The 16,954-nt window shown below is 66.6% G+C and carries 15 protein-coding genes; 11 read left to right on the forward strand and 4 right to left on the reverse strand.

The window, feature by feature from the left end:
• Window positions 1–172 precede the first annotated feature (172 nt).
• From ASD82_RS03350 to putA, 3 genes are all read right to left on the reverse strand, one after another.
• The gene (locus tag ASD82_RS03350) at window positions 173–1,258 is read right to left on the reverse strand and encodes an AraC family transcriptional regulator (RefSeq protein ID WP_056715396.1); all 1,086 of its coding nucleotides are present in this window, start codon (window positions 1,256–1,258) and stop codon (window positions 173–175) included.
• A 201-nt stretch (window positions 1,259–1,459) separates the two neighbouring features.
• A complete protein-coding gene (locus ASD82_RS03355) occupies window positions 1,460–1,663 on the reverse strand; it encodes a hypothetical protein (RefSeq protein WP_157599171.1) in 204 nt (67 codons plus the stop codon).
• 170 nt (window positions 1,664–1,833) lie between these two features.
• On the reverse strand, window positions 1,834–5,022 hold the full coding sequence (gene putA / locus ASD82_RS03360) for a bifunctional proline dehydrogenase/L-glutamate gamma-semialdehyde dehydrogenase PutA (RefSeq protein WP_056715403.1): 3,189 nt from the start codon (window positions 5,020–5,022) through the stop codon (window positions 1,834–1,836).
• A 260-nt stretch (window positions 5,023–5,282) separates the two neighbouring features.
• Here putA and ASD82_RS03365 point away from each other — a divergent pair, with 260 nt between their 5' ends.
• From ASD82_RS03365 to ASD82_RS03380, 5 genes are all read left to right on the forward strand, one after another.
• The gene (locus ASD82_RS03365; RefSeq protein ID WP_056715440.1) at window positions 5,283–5,723 is read left to right on the forward strand and encodes a DUF2244 domain-containing protein; all 441 of its coding nucleotides are present in this window, start codon (window positions 5,283–5,285) and stop codon (window positions 5,721–5,723) included.
• Between the two features lie 20 nt (window positions 5,724–5,743).
• Window positions 5,744–6,655, forward strand: coding sequence for a cytochrome c oxidase subunit II (gene coxB / locus ASD82_RS03370; RefSeq protein WP_056715406.1), 912 nt, complete (start codon window positions 5,744–5,746; stop codon window positions 6,653–6,655).
• Window positions 6,656–6,726: 71 nt separating this feature from the next.
• Window positions 6,727–8,343: a cytochrome c oxidase subunit I gene (gene ctaD / locus ASD82_RS03375; RefSeq protein WP_056715410.1), complete on the forward strand. Its 1,617-nt coding sequence runs from the start codon at window positions 6,727–6,729 to the stop codon at window positions 8,341–8,343.
• 55 nt (window positions 8,344–8,398) lie between these two features.
• Complete coding sequence (locus ASD82_RS17925; RefSeq protein WP_200950208.1) at window positions 8,399–8,542, forward strand: hypothetical protein; 144 nt, start codon at window positions 8,399–8,401, stop codon at window positions 8,540–8,542.
• Window positions 8,543–8,656: 114 nt separating this feature from the next.
• Window positions 8,657–9,544 carry a cytochrome c oxidase subunit 3 gene (locus ASD82_RS03380; RefSeq protein WP_056715413.1) on the forward strand — a complete coding sequence of 296 codons (888 nt, stop codon included), beginning with the start codon at window positions 8,657–8,659 and terminating at the stop codon, window positions 9,542–9,544.
• A 111-nt stretch (window positions 9,545–9,655) separates the two neighbouring features.
• Here the strand turns inward: ASD82_RS03380 and ASD82_RS03385 are convergent, their stop codons facing one another.
• Entirely contained in the window at window positions 9,656–9,871 is a 216-nt protein-coding gene (locus ASD82_RS03385) for a twin transmembrane helix small protein (RefSeq protein ID WP_007806734.1), read from the reverse strand.
• A gap of 59 nt (window positions 9,872–9,930) precedes the next feature.
• On the opposite strand from ASD82_RS03385, the gene ASD82_RS03390 reads away from it, so the two are divergent.
• The 6 genes from ASD82_RS03390 to mgtA all read left to right on the forward strand — a co-directional run bounded on the left by ASD82_RS03390 (window position 9,931) and on the right by mgtA (window position 16,694).
• A complete protein-coding gene (locus tag ASD82_RS03390; protein WP_056715416.1) occupies window positions 9,931–10,695 on the forward strand; it encodes an SURF1 family protein in 765 nt (254 codons plus the stop codon).
• Window positions 10,692–11,264 (forward strand): hypothetical protein, encoded by a 573-nt coding sequence (locus ASD82_RS03395; protein ID WP_056715419.1) that lies wholly within the window; start codon window positions 10,692–10,694, stop codon window positions 11,262–11,264. The genes ASD82_RS03390 and ASD82_RS03395 overlap by 4 nt, the downstream gene beginning before the upstream one ends.
• Window positions 11,264–12,439, forward strand: a complete 1,176-nt coding sequence (locus ASD82_RS03400; RefSeq protein WP_056715421.1) for a COX15/CtaA family protein — start codon at window positions 11,264–11,266, stop codon at window positions 12,437–12,439. The genes ASD82_RS03395 and ASD82_RS03400 overlap by 1 nt, the downstream gene beginning before the upstream one ends.
• Before the next feature lie 2 nt (window positions 12,440–12,441).
• Window positions 12,442–13,344, forward strand: a complete 903-nt coding sequence (gene cyoE / locus ASD82_RS03405) for a heme o synthase (RefSeq protein WP_056715424.1) — start codon at window positions 12,442–12,444, stop codon at window positions 13,342–13,344.
• A gap of 302 nt (window positions 13,345–13,646) precedes the next feature.
• Window positions 13,647–13,877: a hypothetical protein gene (locus ASD82_RS03410; RefSeq protein ID WP_056715427.1), complete on the forward strand. Its 231-nt coding sequence runs from the start codon at window positions 13,647–13,649 to the stop codon at window positions 13,875–13,877.
• A 186-nt stretch (window positions 13,878–14,063) separates the two neighbouring features.
• On the forward strand, window positions 14,064–16,694 hold the full coding sequence (gene mgtA, locus ASD82_RS03415) for a magnesium-translocating P-type ATPase (protein WP_056715430.1): 2,631 nt from the start codon (window positions 14,064–14,066) through the stop codon (window positions 16,692–16,694).
• The last annotated feature ends 260 nt before the right edge of the window (window positions 16,695–16,954 follow it).

Below are 16,954 nucleotides of genomic sequence, written 5' to 3' on the forward strand. Positions count from 1 at the left end.
CAATCCACGCCAAAGGGGGAGGGCAGAACGGCCAGGGTACGGGGGGCAAACCGGTCAGCGTGGCGGGGCGATGGGGGGGTGAGGAGTGGGTAGATGGGAAAGCTGGAGCGCGGTGCGCCAGGCTCTTCTCCCATTTCTCACCTCTCTCTTCCCCGCACTCACTCCTGTTCCATCAGATCGCGTTGCGGCGGGCGTCCTGTGGCGGCATGCCGGTCCAGCGCTTGAAGGCGCGGCGGAATTCGCGCGGGTCGTTGAAGCCGACCTCGCTACCGATCTGGGCCACGCTCAGGGTGCCTGCCTGCAACAGCTGCAGCGCCCGCTCGGCCCGCACGCGGTCGTGGATCTCGCGGAAGATGCGGCCACTCTCGGCGAGCTTGCGCCGCAGCGAGCGCTCGCTGAGGTTGAGCGTGCGCGCCACGTCGTTGAGCTTGGGCTGCTGCGCCAGCTGGCTGCGCAGCAGGCGTTCCACCGCGGCGACGATTTCCTGGTGCGGCTCGCCGCCGTCCGGCGTGCGCTGCTGCGCGCACAGGGCCAGCGCTTGCTGCGCGGTCAGCGGGTTGTAGCCGGGCAGCGTCCGCGCCAGCCATTGGGTGTCGATCAGCAACTGGTTGCGCGGGGCGCCGAAACGCACCTCGCAGCCGAACAGCGCTTCGTACTTGGCGGCATAGGCAGGCCGGGGATAGGCGAAGTCCGCCCGCACCGGGCACAGCTCGGCGCCGACCAGTTCGCGGGCGATCATCAGGCAGCTGGCGAACAGTTCTTCGCAGAAGAACGGCATCAGTTCGGTGTCGCCGAAGCGCGGCCACGCCAGCAGCGCGACCTCGCGCTCGCTGACCGGCTCGACGGCGACCTCCAGCAGGCAGCCGCAGATCTTGTGATGGGCGATGCCAGCGAACATCGCCTCGCCCAGCGTGCGCGAGGTCATCATCGCCAGGCCGAGCAGGCCGAAGCCGCCGATGGTGCCTTCGCGCCCGATGCGCAGGCCGGCATCGGGAACATCCAGGGCCTGCAGCGCGCGACGCACGAAGGTATTGGCCTGGCGATAGGACACGCGCAAGGCGGGGTCGGCGATCTGTTCCCGGCTCAGCGCCAGGCCGGCAAACCAGGATCGGCTGTCCACCCCGGCGGCATCGGCCAGCTGCACCAGGTAGAGCAGCTTGTTGGGCGGAAATTCCGCGGCGGTATAGCGCGGATCGTCGCTAGCGATGGCGGGGCTGGCGACGGGTGATGGGCCGATCATGCCGGCGGGACGTGCCATGTTGCGAGTGCTCCAGGAAAGCCTGCCGGCACCGGGCCGGCGACGAAAGGGTCTCTATAACATGGCCCGGCGCCGCGCCGTTTGCGCGCCGCACAACATCGGTGTTGCTGACGATTCGCAGGTCATCGAAGCGACGGCATGGCACCACGCGATCAAGGCGACGCGGTATCGCATCGATCCCCGGTCCGCACCCGCCAGGCCTCAGTGCCAGCGGTCACCGTCGCGATCCCGGTCGCGATCGCGATCGCGATCGTGGTGGCGATCGTTGTCATGGCGGCGGTCATGGTCGCGGTGATGTCCGACGTAGCCGTGATCGCGCGGCGGTACCACGATGCAGCCATTGAGCGACAAGCTGCCCACCAGCACGCTGGCGGCGATGAGGGTGGTGGTCATGAATCGACGCATGGCGGCTTCCTCGTGGCGGTGGACGCAAGAAGTAGCACGCCGGTGAGCGCGCCGCCGTCCATGGGAGCCGTCGGTGACGGCTCCCGTTCATCCGCAAGGCACTTGTCGTTCAGCTGGATGAAGCCCCGCTGAGGATGCGCCGGATCTCCTGGCGGATTCCGGCGCGGGACTTACTCGCCGATCGTCAGCAGCGAGGCGTTGCCGCCGGCCGCGGTGGTGTTGACGGTGAGCGTGCGCTCGCCGGCGAAACGCAGCAGGTAGTGCGGGCCGCCGGCCTTGGGGCCGGTGCCGGACAGGCACTCGCCGCCGAACGGCTGCACGCCGACCACCGCGCCGATCTGGTTGCGGTTGACGTAGCAGTTGCCGACGCGGGCGTGGCTGGCGATGTAGTCGACGGTGTCGTTGATGCGGCTGTGGATGCCCAGGGTGAGGCCGTAGCCGGTGGCGTTGATCTGGTCGACGATCTGCTTCAGCTCGCTGCCCTTCCAGCGGATCACGTGCAGCACCGGGCCGAACACTTCGCGGGTCAGCGTGGCGAGCGAGGGAATTTCGTAGGCCCGCGGCGCGAAGAAGGTGCCGTTGGCGGTGAGCGCGGGGTCCAGTGCGACCTCGCCGATCTTCTTCGCTTCCTTGTCCATGCGCGCGGCGTGGTCGACCAGGATCTGCTTCGCGTCCTCGTCGATCACCGGGCCGACGTCGGTGGACAGCAGGCCCGGATCGCCGACCTTCAGCTCGGCCATCGCGCCGGTGAGCATGGCGGTGACCTTGTCGGCGATGTCTTCCTGCACGAACAGCACGCGCGCGGCCGAGCAGCGCTGGCCGGCGGACTGGAACGCCGAGGCGATCACGTCCTTGACGATCTGCTCGGGCAGGGCGGAGGAGTCGGCGATCATCGCGTTCTGCCCGCCGGTCTCGGCGATCAGCGCGGCGATCGGTGCATTGCGCGCGGCCAAGCTCCGGTTGATCGCCCACGCGGTGTCGGTGGAGCCGGTGAAGGCGACACCGGCCACGCGCGGGTCCCTGGTGAGCGCGGCGCCCACGGTAGCGCCATCGCCCGGCAGGTACTGCAGCACGTCGACCGGCACGCCGGCTTCGTGCAGCAGCTTCACCGCGGCATGGCCGATCAGCGAGGTCTGCTCGGCGGGCTTGGCGATCACGCTGTTGCCGGCGGCCAGCGCGGCGCTGACCTGGCCAAGGAAGATCGCCAGCGGGAAGTTCCACGGGCTGATGCAGACGAACACGCCGCGACCGTTGAGGAACAATTGATTGCTCTCGCCGGTGGGGCCGGGCAGCTGTTCGGGCTGGCCGAACAGGCGGCGCGCCATGGCCGCGTAGTAGCGCAGGAAGTCGGCCGCCTCGCGGATCTCGGCGATCGCGTCGGGCAGGCTCTTGCCGGCCTCGCGCACGCACAGCGCGATGAACTCGCCGCGGCGTGCTTCGAGCTGGTCGGCGGCGTGTTCGAGGATCGCGGCGCGGCTGGCCGCGGGCAGGCGATCCCAGCCGAACTGGGCGGCGACCGCATTGCCCAGCGCCCGGTCGACGGTGGCGCTGTCGGCGCCGGTGTAGCTGCCCACCACTTGGCGGCGATCGGCCGGGTTGGTCACCTGCACGGTCGGGCCGTTCGCGCCCGCGCCCGGCACCAGGGGTGCCGCGGTCCACGGGCCGGTGTTTGCGTTGACCGCGTCGGCCATCGCCTTCAGTTCGTTGTCGTTGGAGAAGTTGACGCCCATGGAATTCTTCCGGGTGATCGAATTGGAATGCTGCGCAGGCGCGGTGCTGTCGCCGTAGAGATTCACCGGCAGCGGGATGCGCGGATGCGGAATGGAGCTGAAGCTGCGCACCGTCTCGCAGGGATCGGCGACCAGCTCGCGCACCGGCACGCTTTCATCGACGACGCGATTGACGAAGCTGGTGTTGGCGCCGTTCTCCAGCAGGCGACGCACCAGGTACGGCAGCAGGTCTTCGTGCGTGCCCACCGGCGCATACACGCGGCAGGGCACGTTCAGATTCTGCGGGCCGATCACCTCGGCGTACAGGTCGGTGCCCATGCCGTGCAGGCGCTGGAACTCGAACGGACGGCCGTGCGCCAGGTGATGGACGGCGGCGATCGAGTGCGCGTTGTGGGTGGCGAACTGCGGATAGATCAGCTCGCTGCCGGCGTCGAACAGCTTGCGGGCGCAGGCCAGGTAGGAGACGTCGGTGTTCGGCTTGCGTGTGTACACCGGATAGCCGGCCAGGCCGTTTTCCTGGGCGCGCTTGATCTCCGCGTCCCAGTAGGCGCCCTTGACCAGGCGCACGTACCAGCGGCGGTTGGCGGCGCGCGCGGTCTCGACCAGCCAGTCGATCACGAACGGCGTGCGCTTGGCGTACGCCTGCACCACGATGCCCAGGCCGTTCCAGCCTTCGAGCGACGGATGGGCGAAGACGTCGCCGATGATGTCCAGCGACAGCTCCAGCCGCTCCGCTTCCTCGGCGTCTACCGACAGCGCGATGCCATGCTTCATCGCCAGCTGCGACAGTTCCAGCAGCTTTTCGGTGAGCTGGCGGCGCGCCAGCTCACGCTTGGCCACTTCGTAGCGCGGATGCAGCGCGGACAGCTTCACCGAGATCGACGGCGCGTCGGTGTGGTTGGCGAACGGGCCGCGCGCGCCGATCGCGGCGATCGCGCGGCGGTAGTCTTCCTGGTAGCGCTCGGCCGTGGCGCTGGTCAGCGCGGACTCGCCCAGCATGTCGTAGGAATAGCGGTAGACCGCGTATTCCTTCTTCGCGCAGCGGTCGAGCGCCTCGTCGATGCTGCGGCCCATCACGAACTGGTGGCCCATGATGCGCATGGCCTGGCGCACGGCAAGGCGGATCGCCGGTTCGCCCGCACGACCGACCAGCCGCTTCAGCGCGCCGGTGAAGTCGTGGCGGGTGTCCTCGGCGAGGTTGACCAGGTGGCCGGTCAGCATCAGGCCCCAGGTCGAGGCGTTGACGAACAGCGATTCGCTCTGGCCCAGGTGCTTCTTCCAGTCCGCGTCGCCCAGCTTGTCGCGGATCAGCTTGTCGGCGGTGGCCTTGTCCGGAATGCGCAGCAGGGCTTCGGCCACGCACATCAGCAGCACGCCTTCCTCGGAGGAAAGATCGTACTGGCGCATGAAGGATTCGACCGCGCTCTGGTCGCTGGCGCGCGACCGCACGCGGGTGACCAGGCCGGCGGCCACGTCGATCACCTGTTCGCGTTCGGCCGGCGGCAGGCTGGCCTGGACCAGCAGGTCGTTGACCGCTTCGGTCTCGTCGCGCAGCCAGGCCGCAGTAATGCGCGCGCGCGCGGGCGTGCAGTCGAGGGGAAGTTCGGGGCTGAGAATGGCTTGGGTCACGGGAAGCTTGCCAGAATCCGCTCGGGGCGGAGGGAAGCGCGGGATTGTACGCCGCAGCTCGCCATTTCGGGCGGCTGCGGCCGCTTTCCGCAGGGCAGGCGAGCATGTCCGCAGGCCCTGCCCCGAGACGTGATCCAGGTCAACAGGGTGCGACATTCTTGCCCGTTGCGCCGCCGCGGCCTATCATTCCCGCGTTCCAGGCACGCCGGATCCCCATGATCGTGCTTCGACCAGCTACCGCCGGCTTGCCCTGCGTGACGATGTGGCTCAAGCCCAATCGCACGCTCAGCCGGCGCGGTCTGCGTCGACTGATCATGGTTCTGGCAGCGCTGGTGCTGATGACGGCTGGACTGGGATCGTGGCAGGGGAATGTGTTCGCTCCGCTGTTTGCCCTGGTTGAATCCGCCGCCGTGGCCTTCGCCCTGAGCGTGGCATGGCGGGCCGGTGACCGTAGTGAGCGCATCACTCTCGACGCCGTGTCGCTGGAGGTGCAATCGCTGCCAGGCCGGCGCCGCATGCGTTTCCAGTCGTACTGGGTACGCGTGTTGCTGGAGCCCGCCAACGGGCGCCAGCGGCTGCTGCTGTCATCGCATGGGCGCGAGCTGGAGATCGGCGCATTCCTGGCGGATCAGGAACGCGTCGAGCTGTCGAAGAAACTCATGGTGTTGCTGGCCGATCTCAACGGACAGCTACGCAGGTAGGTTCAACAAAGGTGCAAGACATGACATCTGGCGGCATCAGGCGATCATTCACGGCAGCGGCGGCTCTCGCCCTTGCCTCGTTCGGCAGCGTGGCCCTGGCCGCTCCCGGTCCGTGGCAACTGAACATGGAGCGTGGTTCGAGCACCTGGTCGCAGGTGCCGTACCATCTCAACAACATCTCGCTGGCCGTGTGCACCGTGATCGGCGTGCTGGTGTTCGGCGCGATGTTCGTGGCGATGTTCCGCTTCCGCAAATCGCGCGGTGCGGTCGCCGAGAAGTGGTCACACAACACCATGGTGGAAGTGATCTGGACCACCATCCCGGTGCTGATCCTGATCACTCTGGCGTGGCTGGCCACCGGTGGCCTCACCAGCTGGGCCGACACCACCGGCTCGCAGATGACCGTCAAGGTCACCGGCTACCAGTGGAAATGGCGCTACGACTACGTCGACTACATGGGCAAGTCGATCGACAAGGTCGGCTTCATGTCCAAGCTGGATACGCAGAGCGACCAGACCCGCCAGCTCGGTTCGGGCATGGACCCGTTCGCGGTCAAGGTCGGTGACGAAAGCACCTATCTGCTCAATGTCGACAAGCCGCTGGTCGTGCCGGTCGACACCAAGATCCGCTTCGTGATCACCAGCGGCGACGTGATCCACTCCTGGTGGGTGCCGGCGACCGGCTGGAAGATCGACGCCATCCCCGGAATCATCAATGCCGCGTGGGCGAACTTCACCACGCCGGGCACCTATCGCGGCCAGTGCGCCGAGCTGTGCGGCCAGGATCACGGCTTCATGCCGATCGTGGTGGTGGTGAAGTCCAAGGCGGATTTCGCCAAGTGGCTGGCCGAGCAGGAGACGCAGTCCGCCGCGCCCGCCGCCACGCCGCAAACCGCGCAGGTCGCCATCCCGGCCGGTGGCAAGCAGGGCTGACCCGCGGGTCAGCCTTGTCGGCACGACTTCATTTTCGCAGTTGCATTCCACTTTCAGGTTAGAGGTACGTCATGTCCCACGCAGCCACCCATGATCACCATGATGATCACCACGGCGCGCCGAAGAATTTCTTCCAGCGCTGGGTCATGTCCACCAACCACAAGGACATCGGCACGCTGTACCTGGTCTTCGCGCTGACGATGTTCTTCATCGGCGGCAGCTTCGCGATGGGTATCCGTGCCGAGCTGTTCAAGCCCGGCATGCAGCTGATGCAGCCGTACTTCTTCAATGAGCTCACCACCATGCATGCGCTGGTGATGATCTTCGGCGCGATCATGCCGGCCTTCGTCGGCCTCGGTAACTGGATGATCCCGCTGATGGTCGGCGCGCCGGACATGGCGTTGCCGCGCATGAACAACCTGTCGTTCTGGATCCTGCCGTTCGCCTTCATCCTGATGCTGTCCACCCTGTTCATGCCCGGTGGTGGCCCGGCCGGTGGCTGGACCATGTATCCGCCGCTGGCGCTGCAGAGCGACTCGCTGGCCTACGTGGTGTTCGCGGTCCACCTGATGGGCATCAGCTCGATCATGGGCGCGATCAACATCATCGCCACCATCCTCAACATGCGCGCGCCGGGCATGGATCTGCTGAAGATGCCGGTGTTCGTGTGGAGCTGGCTGATCACCGCGTTCCTGCTGATCGCCGTGATGCCGGTGCTGGCCGGTGCGGTGACGATGCTGCTCACCGACAAGTATTTCGGCACCAACTTCTTCAACCCGGGCGGCGGCGGCGACCCCGTCCTGTACCAGCACATCTTCTGGTTCTTCGGCCATCCCGAGGTCTACATCATGATCCTGCCCGCGTTCGGGATCATCTCGGAAGTGGTGCCGACCTTCGCGCGCAAGCCGATCTTCGGCTACAAGGCGATGGTGTTCGCGATCGCCTGCATCGCCTTCCTGTCGTTCATCGTGTGGGCGCACCACATGTTCGCGGTCGGCCTGCCGCTGGGCGCTGAAATCTTCTTCATGTACGCCACCATGCTGATCTCGGTGCCGACCGGCGTGAAGGTGTTCAACTGGGTCGCCACCATGTGGGGCGGTTCGATGACGTTCGAGACGCCGATGCTGTTCTCGCTGGCGTTCATCATCCTGTTCACCATCGGCGGCTTCTCCGGCCTGATGCTGGCGCTGGTCCCGGCCGACTTCCAGTATCACGACACCTACTTCGTGGTGGCGCATTTCCACTACGTGCTGGTGACCGGTGCGCTGTTCGCGATCATCTCGGCGGCCTACTACTGGATGCCGAAGTGGACCGGCAACATGTACAGCGAGTTCTGGGGCAAGGTGCACTTCTGGAACAGCGTGATCTGGGTCAACGTGCTGTTCTTCCCGCAGCACTTCCTGGGCCTGGCCGGCATGCCGCGCCGCATCCCCGACTACAACGTGGCGTTCGCCAACTTCAACATGATCAGCTCGATCGGCGGCTTCCTGTTCGGCGCCACCCAGCTGATCTTCATCGGCGTACTGATCCACTGCGCGTTCTTCTCCAAGAAGAAGGCCACCGACCGCGTGTGGGAAGGTGCCAAGGGCCTGGAGTGGACCGTGCCGTCGCCGGCACCGCATCACACCTTCGAAGTGCCGCCGGTTATCAACGACGACGAGCTGGCGCACGGTCACGTGAACGACTGACGGTTTTCGCGACATCCTGGCCAGCGCCGGGATGTCGCACAGGAACAGGCAGCAGATGAAGCAGGAAACGACGAAGTCTCCGGTCACCGATGGCGACGACAGCCGCCGCCGGGGCGTACGACGCACCGTAACGGTGCTGGTGGCGATCGTGGCGTTCTTCTTCCTGATTTCGTTCGTGCAGATCGTGTTGATGAAGTAATCGGTCGCGATTGCCACAAAGTTTTCACCGGTTCGCCGCGGCGGCGGCCGGCACGCAGTTCCCCGGGCGACATGACGGGGCAGAGCCATCAAGAGAAATCCACGGGGTTACACCATGGGTCAGCAGCACGACGCTTATTTCGTACCGGCCAAGAGCCAGTGGCCGATTGTGGCCGCGGTGGTCATGTTCCTCACCGTGTTCGGTGCCGCGCACTGGCTGAATGCAGCGCCCGGTGAGGCTGGCTTCGGCAAGACCGTGCTGACCGTCGGCGTGATCGGCGTGCTGGCCATGTTCTTCGGCTGGTTCCGCTCGGTGATCCGCGAATCACTGGCCGGCAGCTACAACCACCAGGTCGACACCTCGTTCCGCATGGGCATGATGTGGTTCATCTTCTCCGAGGTGATGTTCTTCGGCGCGTTCTTCGGCGCGCTGTTCTACATCCGCATGTTTTCGGTGCCGTGGCTCGGCGGCAACGGCCATGGCGTGCTGACCCACCAGTTCCTGTGGAGCGATTACGCTGCCGCCTGGGGCGCCAACGGCGGCAACGGCCCGGAACAGATCGGTGGTTCCTTCCACACCGTGCCGGCCTGGGGCCTGCCGCTGCTAAACACGCTGATCCTGCTGACCTCCAGCGTCACCGTGACGATCGCGCACCACGCGCTGCGCGCGGGTCACCGCGGCAAGATCCTGCTGTTCCTGGGCCTCACCGTCCTGCTCGGCGCGACCTTCCTGTACTTCCAGGCCCACGAGTACATGGAGGCCTACCGCGAGCTCAACCTGACCCTGCACAGTGGCGTCTATGGTTCGACCTTCTTCATGCTGACCGGCTTCCACGGCCTGCACGTGACGCTGGGCACGATCATGCTGGCGGTGATCTGGTTCCGCGTGCTGGCGGGTCATTTCAACAAGGAGCACCACTTCGGTTTCGAAGCCGTGGCCTGGTACTGGCACTTCGTCGACGTGGTCTGGCTCGGCCTGTTCATGTTCGTCTATATTCTCTGACGCGACATCCTTCTCGCGGAGAGACCGGACAACAAAAAACCCGCCATCGGCGGGTTTTTTGTTGCCGCTGGATCGGCCCCGGCGGGCGGGGCGGCGGCACAACCGCTACAATTACTGGCCGACGTCGTGGGGATGGATCCAGCCCATCTTCCAGCCGATGATCACCATCGCGATCAGGAGCAGGGACAGGCCGATGCGGCGGGTCAGGGCCCACACCGTGCGCCGGTCGTCATCCTGATCCTTCATCATGAAGAACAGCGCCTGGCCGAGGCTGAAGATCACCACCAGCAGCACCACGACCAGCGCAAATTTATAGACGGTTTCCACGTGATTGATCCGATCCAGTTCGACATGGCCAGTATAGCGGTCGCTGGCAGGCGCCCGGCGTGAGCGGTTTTCGCCGTCCGTCGTGGTGGGCGCTGCTGCTGACCGTGGCCGGAGCCTTGCTGTTCGTGCGTCTTGGCTTCTGGCAACTGCATCGTGCCGACTTCAAGGAAGCCCTTCTGCGACGGTATGCCGCGGCGGCCACGGCGCCCGTGCAGGACTTCCCGCCGGCGTCGGGATCGTCGACACCGGCGGCGGACCGCTTCGCCCGGGTGCGGGTCCGCGGCCGTTACCTGGCCGACCGCATCTACCTGCTGGACAACCCCAAGCACGACGGGCTTGGCGGGGTGGAGGTTTTCGTCCCGCTGGCGCTGCATGGCGACTCGCACCTGCTGCTGGTCGACCTGGGCTTCCTGCCCGGCAACGGCAATGGCAAGACGCCCCAGTTGCCGCCGCTTCCGGCCGGCGAGGTGACCTTGCAGGGCCTGTACGTGCCGCCGCCGCCGACCGGTTTCGAGATGGGCGGCAATGCGCTTGCGCAGCAGGCTGGCTGGCCGAAGACCACGATCTTTCTCGACACCAGCGAAGTCGCGCGCGATCTTGGCCAGCCGCTGTATCCGCACCTGCTGGCGCTGGATGCCGACCCCGCGTCGATCTACGTGCGCGTGCACACGCTCGATTTCTCCTCGATGCCGCCGGCGCGGCATCGGGCCTATGCCTTCCAGTGGTTCACCTTTGCGCTTGCTGCGGTGGTGATCCTGCTGGTAGTGCATCGCAAGCGCAAACCGCGCAAATCCGATTCCACCAGGGTTGATGACGTCCGATGAAAGCTGCCGATCCCGCCGCCGTGCGCAAAAGCCGAATCTTCCTGGTGCTGGTCGCGCTGGTTTTCGCCGTACCGATGATCGCCGCCGCCCTGCTCGGCTGGGCGGGCTGGATGCCCGGCACCAAGGGCAACGGCGAGGCGATCCTGCCGCAGCGCAATTTCGTGGCCGAGCAGTTGCGCGTGCAACTCGCTGACGGCAAGACCTATGCGTGGCGCGACAGCTCGCCGCGCTTCACCCTGGTTGCGCTGGCCGGCCCGGACTGTGCGGCGCAATGCTTCGAGACGCTGACCGGCATCGCCAAGGCGCGGGTCATGCTCAATCGCAATCAGTCGCGCCTGCGCCTGCTCTACATCGGCGCGCCACCGGCGGATGCGAACCAGCGCACCGCGATGCAGGCGTACTGGACCTTCGGCAGCGATGTCGAAGGCAAGCTGGCCGCGTATGTGCCGTCCACGCCGGACAGCATCAGTGCGGTGCTGGTCGAGTCCAACGGCACCGCGCTGTCGTTGTATCCGGCAGGTTTCGATGAGCCCGGCCTGCTGCGCGACATGCTGAAGGTGATCAAGTGATGTCCCAGCGTACGGTGAAGGCATTGCGCTGGCTGGCCCTGTTCGCCACCGTGTTCGCGTTCGGGCTGGTGATGTTCGGTGCGTTCGTGCGGCTGTCCAACGCCGGCCTGTCCTGCCCGGACTGGCCGACCTGCTACGGCCAGGTGACCTGGCCGCAGCATGCGCAGGCGGTGGCTCACGCCGACGCCAGCTTTCCCGATCGTCCGTACGAGGCGCACAAGGCCTGGCGCGAGCAGGTGCACCGCTTCCTCGCCGGCACCCTGGGCGTGATGGTGCTGTTGCTGGCCCTGTTGGCGAGCTGGCGCCGTCGCGCTGCGCTGCTGGCGGTCATCGCCGGCGCGCTGTTCGCGGCGCTCGGGGTGGGCCTGTACATGCGCGGCGAACACCTGTGGTCATCGCTGCTGGCCGCCTGCGCGATCGCGCTGCCGCTGATCGCCGCGGCCCGGCTGCCGCGTCCGGGCGCATGGAGGATCTGCGTGCTGGCGCTGGCGGTGATCATCTTCCAGGCCATGCTCGGCATGTGGACGGTGACCTTGCTGCTGAAGCCGGTGGTGGTGATGGGCCACCTGCTCGGCGGCATGGCCACGTTCGCCTTGCTGGCCTGGACCGCGTTGCGCTTCGCCGGCGTGGCCGCGGCGGACGACCGGCACGCCGGCCTGCGCCGCTGGGTGGCGCTCGGCGTGGTGCTGCTGTTCTGCCAGATCGCGCTGGGCGGCTGGACCTCGGCGAACTACGCCGCGCTGGCCTGCGGCTACGGTCCCGGCTCGTTCCCGCAATGCCTCGGCCAGTGGGCGCCGCCGACCGACTTCCACGAAGGCTTCGTGCTGTGGCGTGGCATCGGCGTGAACTACGAGGGCGGCGTGCTGGACATGGCCGCGCGCAGCGCGATCCAGATCGCCCACCGGATCGGCGCGCTGGTGGTGTTCTGCTACCTCGGCGTGCTGGCGGTCGGCGCGGCGCGGCGCGGCCTGCGCCTGGCCGGCCTGACGATCGCGCTGGCGCTGGCGATCCAGGTCATGCTGGGCATCAGCAACGTCTACCTGGGCCTGCCGCTGACGGTGGCGACCGCACACAATGGTGGCGCAGCCCTGCTGCTGTTCACCCTGCTGGCCACGCTGGCACGTACGCAGCGGCGGCATGACGAATCGATGTTCCTGTCGTTGGGGCGACACTGAAGATGAGCGTTTTTCGCGAGTACCTGCAACTGACCAAGCCGCGCATCGTCGCCCTGCTGGTGTTCTGCGCGGTGATCGGCATGTTCCTCGCCGTGCCGGGCATGCCGCCGTGGCGGGCGCTGGTGTTCGGCACGCTGGGCATCTGGCTGGCATCCTCGTCGGCCGCCGCGTTCAACCAGCTGATCGACCAGCGCATCGACAAGCTGATGGTGCGCACCGCACACCGGCCATTGGCCACCGGTCAACTCAACGTGCGTCAGGTGTTCGTCTTCGCGCTGTCGCTGGGCATCGCCTCGATGGTGGTGCTGGTGCTGCTGGTCAACACGCTGACCGCGGTGCTGACCTTTGCCGGACTGATCGGCTACGCGGTGATCTACACCGCCTTCCTGAAGCGGGCCTCGCCGCAGAACATCGTGATCGGCGGCCTTGCCGGTGCGATTCCACCGGTGCTGGGCTGGACCGCGGTCACCGGCGCGCTGCACCCGTACGCGCTGCAGCTGTGCCTGATCATCTTCGTGTGGACCCCGCCGCATTTCTGGGCGCTGGCGATCTTCCGTCGCGACGACTATTCGCGCGCCCAGGTACCGATGCTGCCGGTGACCCACGGCGTGGTGTTCACCCGCTGGCACATCCTGTTCTACACCGTGCTGCTGGTGCTGGTGACCCTGTTGCCCGCGTTGACGGGGATGAGCGGGCTGGTCTACCTCGGCGGCGCCGTGGTGCTGGGCGGCGCCTTCCTGTATTACGCGGTGCGCCTTTTGAACCCGCCCGACGAGCTGTACTCGATGAAGGTGTTCAACTACTCGATCATCTACCTGATGGCGCTGTTTGCGTTCCTGCTGGCCGACCACTGGCTGGTGGCGCCGATCGTGCGGCAGGCGGTGACCGTGCTCCAGGTGAGCTGAACGGCTCACACCGGTTCGCGCGAAAGCACCGATTTTTCGATTGACACCCGCGCGGCGCCGCACCAAAATGCGCGCGCCCTCCGGCGCGCTCGCGCCGGCCGGCTTCCTGTCCTGACTAACCAAGGCATATGGACGTTTACCCTAGTCGCAACGTCGACATCCGCTCGCTTCGGGTGCCGGCGCCGCATAACAAAAAGTTGAACGCCTGCGGCGACCGCCTGCGGTCGGCTGGTGCTTTCCGCTAGGGAAAGTCCGGCCCACTCCTGAGGACGCCCCCGGCGTCGTCATGAGGAGATGGGCTGATGAAGCTCCTTCACGATTTTTTCCGCCTGCACCTTGCAGGCCGGCGCGCGTCAGCCGTTCGCGGCGGTGCCGCCATGCCCGAGTTCAGCGTGACCGTGCCCGCGCCCCTGGCAGCGCAGGTCACCGAGGACACGGCTTGTGCAACGCCCGACAGCCGCGGCACCGCTCGCCGCGAGCCGGCGTCCTTCCTGAAATCCTCGCGTCATCACCGCCGCGGTGCCGCGCGCTGATGAAGGTCGTAATTCGCCGTCCGGGGTGGCCTCCGCCATCGCCAGGGCTGGCGTAGCCGACGCCAACGGGCGCCGTGCGCCGCCCGCCGCAAGAGCTCCCGAGTCCCTGCAACTCCGGTTGACGTGACGCTGGCCCGACGCGGCTGGCGCTGCGCCGCATCGGCATTCCGCCCACGGAAACGAAGCATGAGCAAGATCCTTCCCACGCCTGCCCATCGCCCGGGCAAGGCCGCCGTCGTGGCCGCGCACGCGTTTCGCGAAAGCGGCGCCTTGCTGGCTGAGCTGGAAACCTCGACCGGCGGGCTCGACGCGAGCCGGATCGAGGCGCGCCTGCACCGCGACGGGGCGAACGAGGTCTCGCACGAAAAGCCGCCGCACTGGACGCTGCAGCTGCTGCGCGCTTTCAGGAACCCGTTCATCGTGGTGCTGCTGGTGCTGGCCGGCGTGCAGCTGTTCACCGACGGCGGCGACCTCACCGGGCCGCTGATCATTGCGGTGATGGTCGGCATCAGCGTGCTGCTGAGCTTCACCCAGGAATACCGTTCGACCCGCGCTGCCGAAAGCCTGAAGGCGATGGTGCGCAACACCGCCACGGTGACGCGGCGCGCCTCCGACGGCCACAGCGAGCAGATCGAGGTGCCGGTGGTCGAGCTGGTGGCCGGCGACATCGTCCACCTGGGCGCGGGCGACATGGTGCCCGCGGACCTGCGCCTGCTCGGTGCGAAAGACCTCTTCATCAGCCAGGCGATCCTCACCGGCGAATCGCTGCCGGTGGAGAAGTCCGCTCCCACGCCTGCCCGCGTCGATTCCGACGACGGCGGCAATCCGCTGGACCTGGCCAGCGTCTGCTACATGGGCACCAACGTGGTCAGCGGCACCGCCACCGCCGTGGTGGTGGCCACCGGCATGCAGACCTACCTGGGTTCGCTGGCGCACAGTATGTCGGGCCAGCGCGTGCAGACCAGCTTCGATCGCGGGGTGAACTCGGTCAGCTGGCTGCTGATCCGCTTCATGCTGGTGATGGTGCCGGTGGTGATCGCGATCAACTGGATCGACAAGGGCAGCTTCCTGCAGGCCTTCCTGTTCGGCCTCTCCGTCGCGGTGGGCCTGACTCCGGAGATGCTGCCGCTGATCGTCACGGCGAACCTGTCCAAGGGGGCGCTGGCGATGTCGCGGCGCAAGGTGGTGGTCAAGCGGCTCAACGCGATCCAGAACTTCGGCGCGATGGACGTGCTGTGCACCGACAAGACCGGCACGCTGACGCTGGACCGGATCGTGTTGGAGCGGCACCTCGACCTCGATGGCGAGGAGTCGGACGAGGCGCTGGAATACGGCTACCTCAACAGTCGTTTCCAGACCGGTCTGAAGAACCTGATGGACAAGGCCGTGCTGGAGCATCGCGACCTGGAGTCGGCGGCCCGGCGCTATCGAGTGATCGACGAAATCCCGTTCGACTTCCAGCGCCGGCGCATGTCGGTGGTGGTCGCCGACGGCGACGGCGAGCACGTGCTGATCTGCAAGGGTGCGGTCGAGGAAATGCTGGCGATCTGCGCGTTCGCGAAAACCGGCGATGTCACCGAACCGCTGACCGACGAGCGCCGCCGCGAAATCAGGGCGATGACCCACCGCCTCAACGAGGACGGCCTGCGCGTGCTGGTGGTCGCCGTGCGGCGCGAATCCGCGCACGCACGTCCCTACGGCGTGGCCGACGAAAGCGGCCTGGTCGCGGTCGGCTGCCTGGCCTTCCTCGACCCGCCAAAGGATTCGGCCGCCACCGCGATCCGCGCACTCCACCAGCACGGTGTCGAGGTCAAGGTGATCACCGGCGACAACGAGGCGGTGACACGCAAGATCTGCCGCGAGGTCGGGCTCGACGTCACCCATTCGGTCGAGGGCCGCGAGATCGAGGTGCTGGATGACGCCGCACTGGACACCCTGGTGGCGCGCGTCACCGTGTTCGCCAAGATGTCGCCGCTGCAGAAGGCGCGCGTGGTGCGCTCGCTGCAGCGGCTCGGCCACACCGTCGGCTTCCTCGGCGATGGCATCAACGACGCGCCGGCGCTGCACGACGCCGACGTCGGCATCTCGGTGGACACCGCCACCGACATCGCCAAGGAGTCGGCCGACATCATCCTGCTGGAGAAGAACCTGATGGTGCTGGAGGAGGGCGTGCTGGAAGGGCGCGTCACCTTCGGCAACATCATGAAGTACATCAAGATGACCGCCAGCTCGAACTTCGGCAACGTGTTCAGCGTGCTGGTGGCCAGCGCCTTCCTGCCGTTTCTGCCGATGCTGCCGCTGCAGATCCTGGTGCAGAACCTGCTGTACGACATCTCGCAGCTGTCGATCCCGTTCGACCGCATGGACGAGGAATACCTGAGCCGGCCGCGCAAGTGGGATGCCGGCGACATCGGCCGTTTCATGGTGTGGATCGGCCCGGTCAGCTCGATTTTCGACATCACCACGTTCTGGCTGATGTGGCACTACTTCGGCGCCAGCACGACGGCCCACCAGTCGCTGTTCCAGTCTGGCTGGTTCATCGAGGGCCTGCTGTCGCAAACCCTGATCGTGCACATGATCCGCACCCGGCGCATCCCGTTCGTGCAAAGCATCGCCGCCGCGCCGGTGCTGGGCCTGACCATCGCGGTCATCGTGATCGGCATGCTGATCCCGTTCAGCGCGCTGGGCGCGAAGATCGGCATGGTGCCGCTGCCACCGATGTATTTCGCCTGGCTGGCGCTGACCCTGATCAGCTACTGCGTGCTGACCCAGCTGATGAAGCTGATCTACATCCGACGGTACGGCCGCTGGCTCTGACTTCGCTTTGCGCTCTGGCGATCCGGCAAGAGTGCATCCAGCGCGAGGTGTTCTTGTTGCATTCAGAGCGAAGAGCTTTCGTCCTCCTACGGAGGGCGAGTCACTTTCTCTTTGAGTGGCCAAAGAGAAAGTAACCCAAGAGAAAGGCCACCCCGCTTCCGCGCCTTGCGGACCTCCTGTCCGCAAGGTTCGCGAGTCGGGGCCGGGCTTTTCGAACGGACATCCTGTCCGTGCGAAAAGGAGCCGACATCCCTGTCGGC

Origin of the sequence: Rhodanobacter sp. Root179 (genome assembly GCF_001428465.1) — a bacterium.
Taxonomy (GTDB): Bacteria; Pseudomonadota; Gammaproteobacteria; order Xanthomonadales; family Rhodanobacteraceae; genus Rhodanobacter.

Coding starts and splice junctions, on each gene's coding strand:
- cyoE (WP_056715424.1), top strand. CDS start 12,442: ATGAGCGTTTTTCGCGAGTACCTGCAACTGACCAAGCCGCGCATCGTC.
- ASD82_RS03350 (WP_056715396.1), bottom strand. CDS start 1,258: ATGGCACGTCCCGCCGGCATGATCGGCCCATCACCCGTCGCCAGCCCC.
- ASD82_RS17925 (WP_200950208.1), top strand. CDS start 8,399: ATGAAGCAGGAAACGACGAAGTCTCCGGTCACCGATGGCGACGACAGC.
- ASD82_RS03395 (WP_056715419.1), top strand. CDS start 10,692: ATGAAAGCTGCCGATCCCGCCGCCGTGCGCAAAAGCCGAATCTTCCTG.
- mgtA (WP_056715430.1), top strand. CDS start 14,064: ATGAGCAAGATCCTTCCCACGCCTGCCCATCGCCCGGGCAAGGCCGCC.
- ASD82_RS03380 (WP_056715413.1), top strand. CDS start 8,657: ATGGGTCAGCAGCACGACGCTTATTTCGTACCGGCCAAGAGCCAGTGG.
- coxB (WP_056715406.1), top strand. CDS start 5,744: ATGACATCTGGCGGCATCAGGCGATCATTCACGGCAGCGGCGGCTCTC.
- ASD82_RS03400 (WP_056715421.1), top strand. CDS start 11,264: ATGTCCCAGCGTACGGTGAAGGCATTGCGCTGGCTGGCCCTGTTCGCC.
- ctaD (WP_056715410.1), top strand. CDS start 6,727: ATGTCCCACGCAGCCACCCATGATCACCATGATGATCACCACGGCGCG.
- ASD82_RS03365 (WP_056715440.1), top strand. CDS start 5,283: ATGTGGCTCAAGCCCAATCGCACGCTCAGCCGGCGCGGTCTGCGTCGA.
- ASD82_RS03410 (WP_056715427.1), top strand. CDS start 13,647: ATGAAGCTCCTTCACGATTTTTTCCGCCTGCACCTTGCAGGCCGGCGC.
- ASD82_RS03355 (WP_157599171.1), bottom strand. CDS start 1,663: ATGCGTCGATTCATGACCACCACCCTCATCGCCGCCAGCGTGCTGGTG.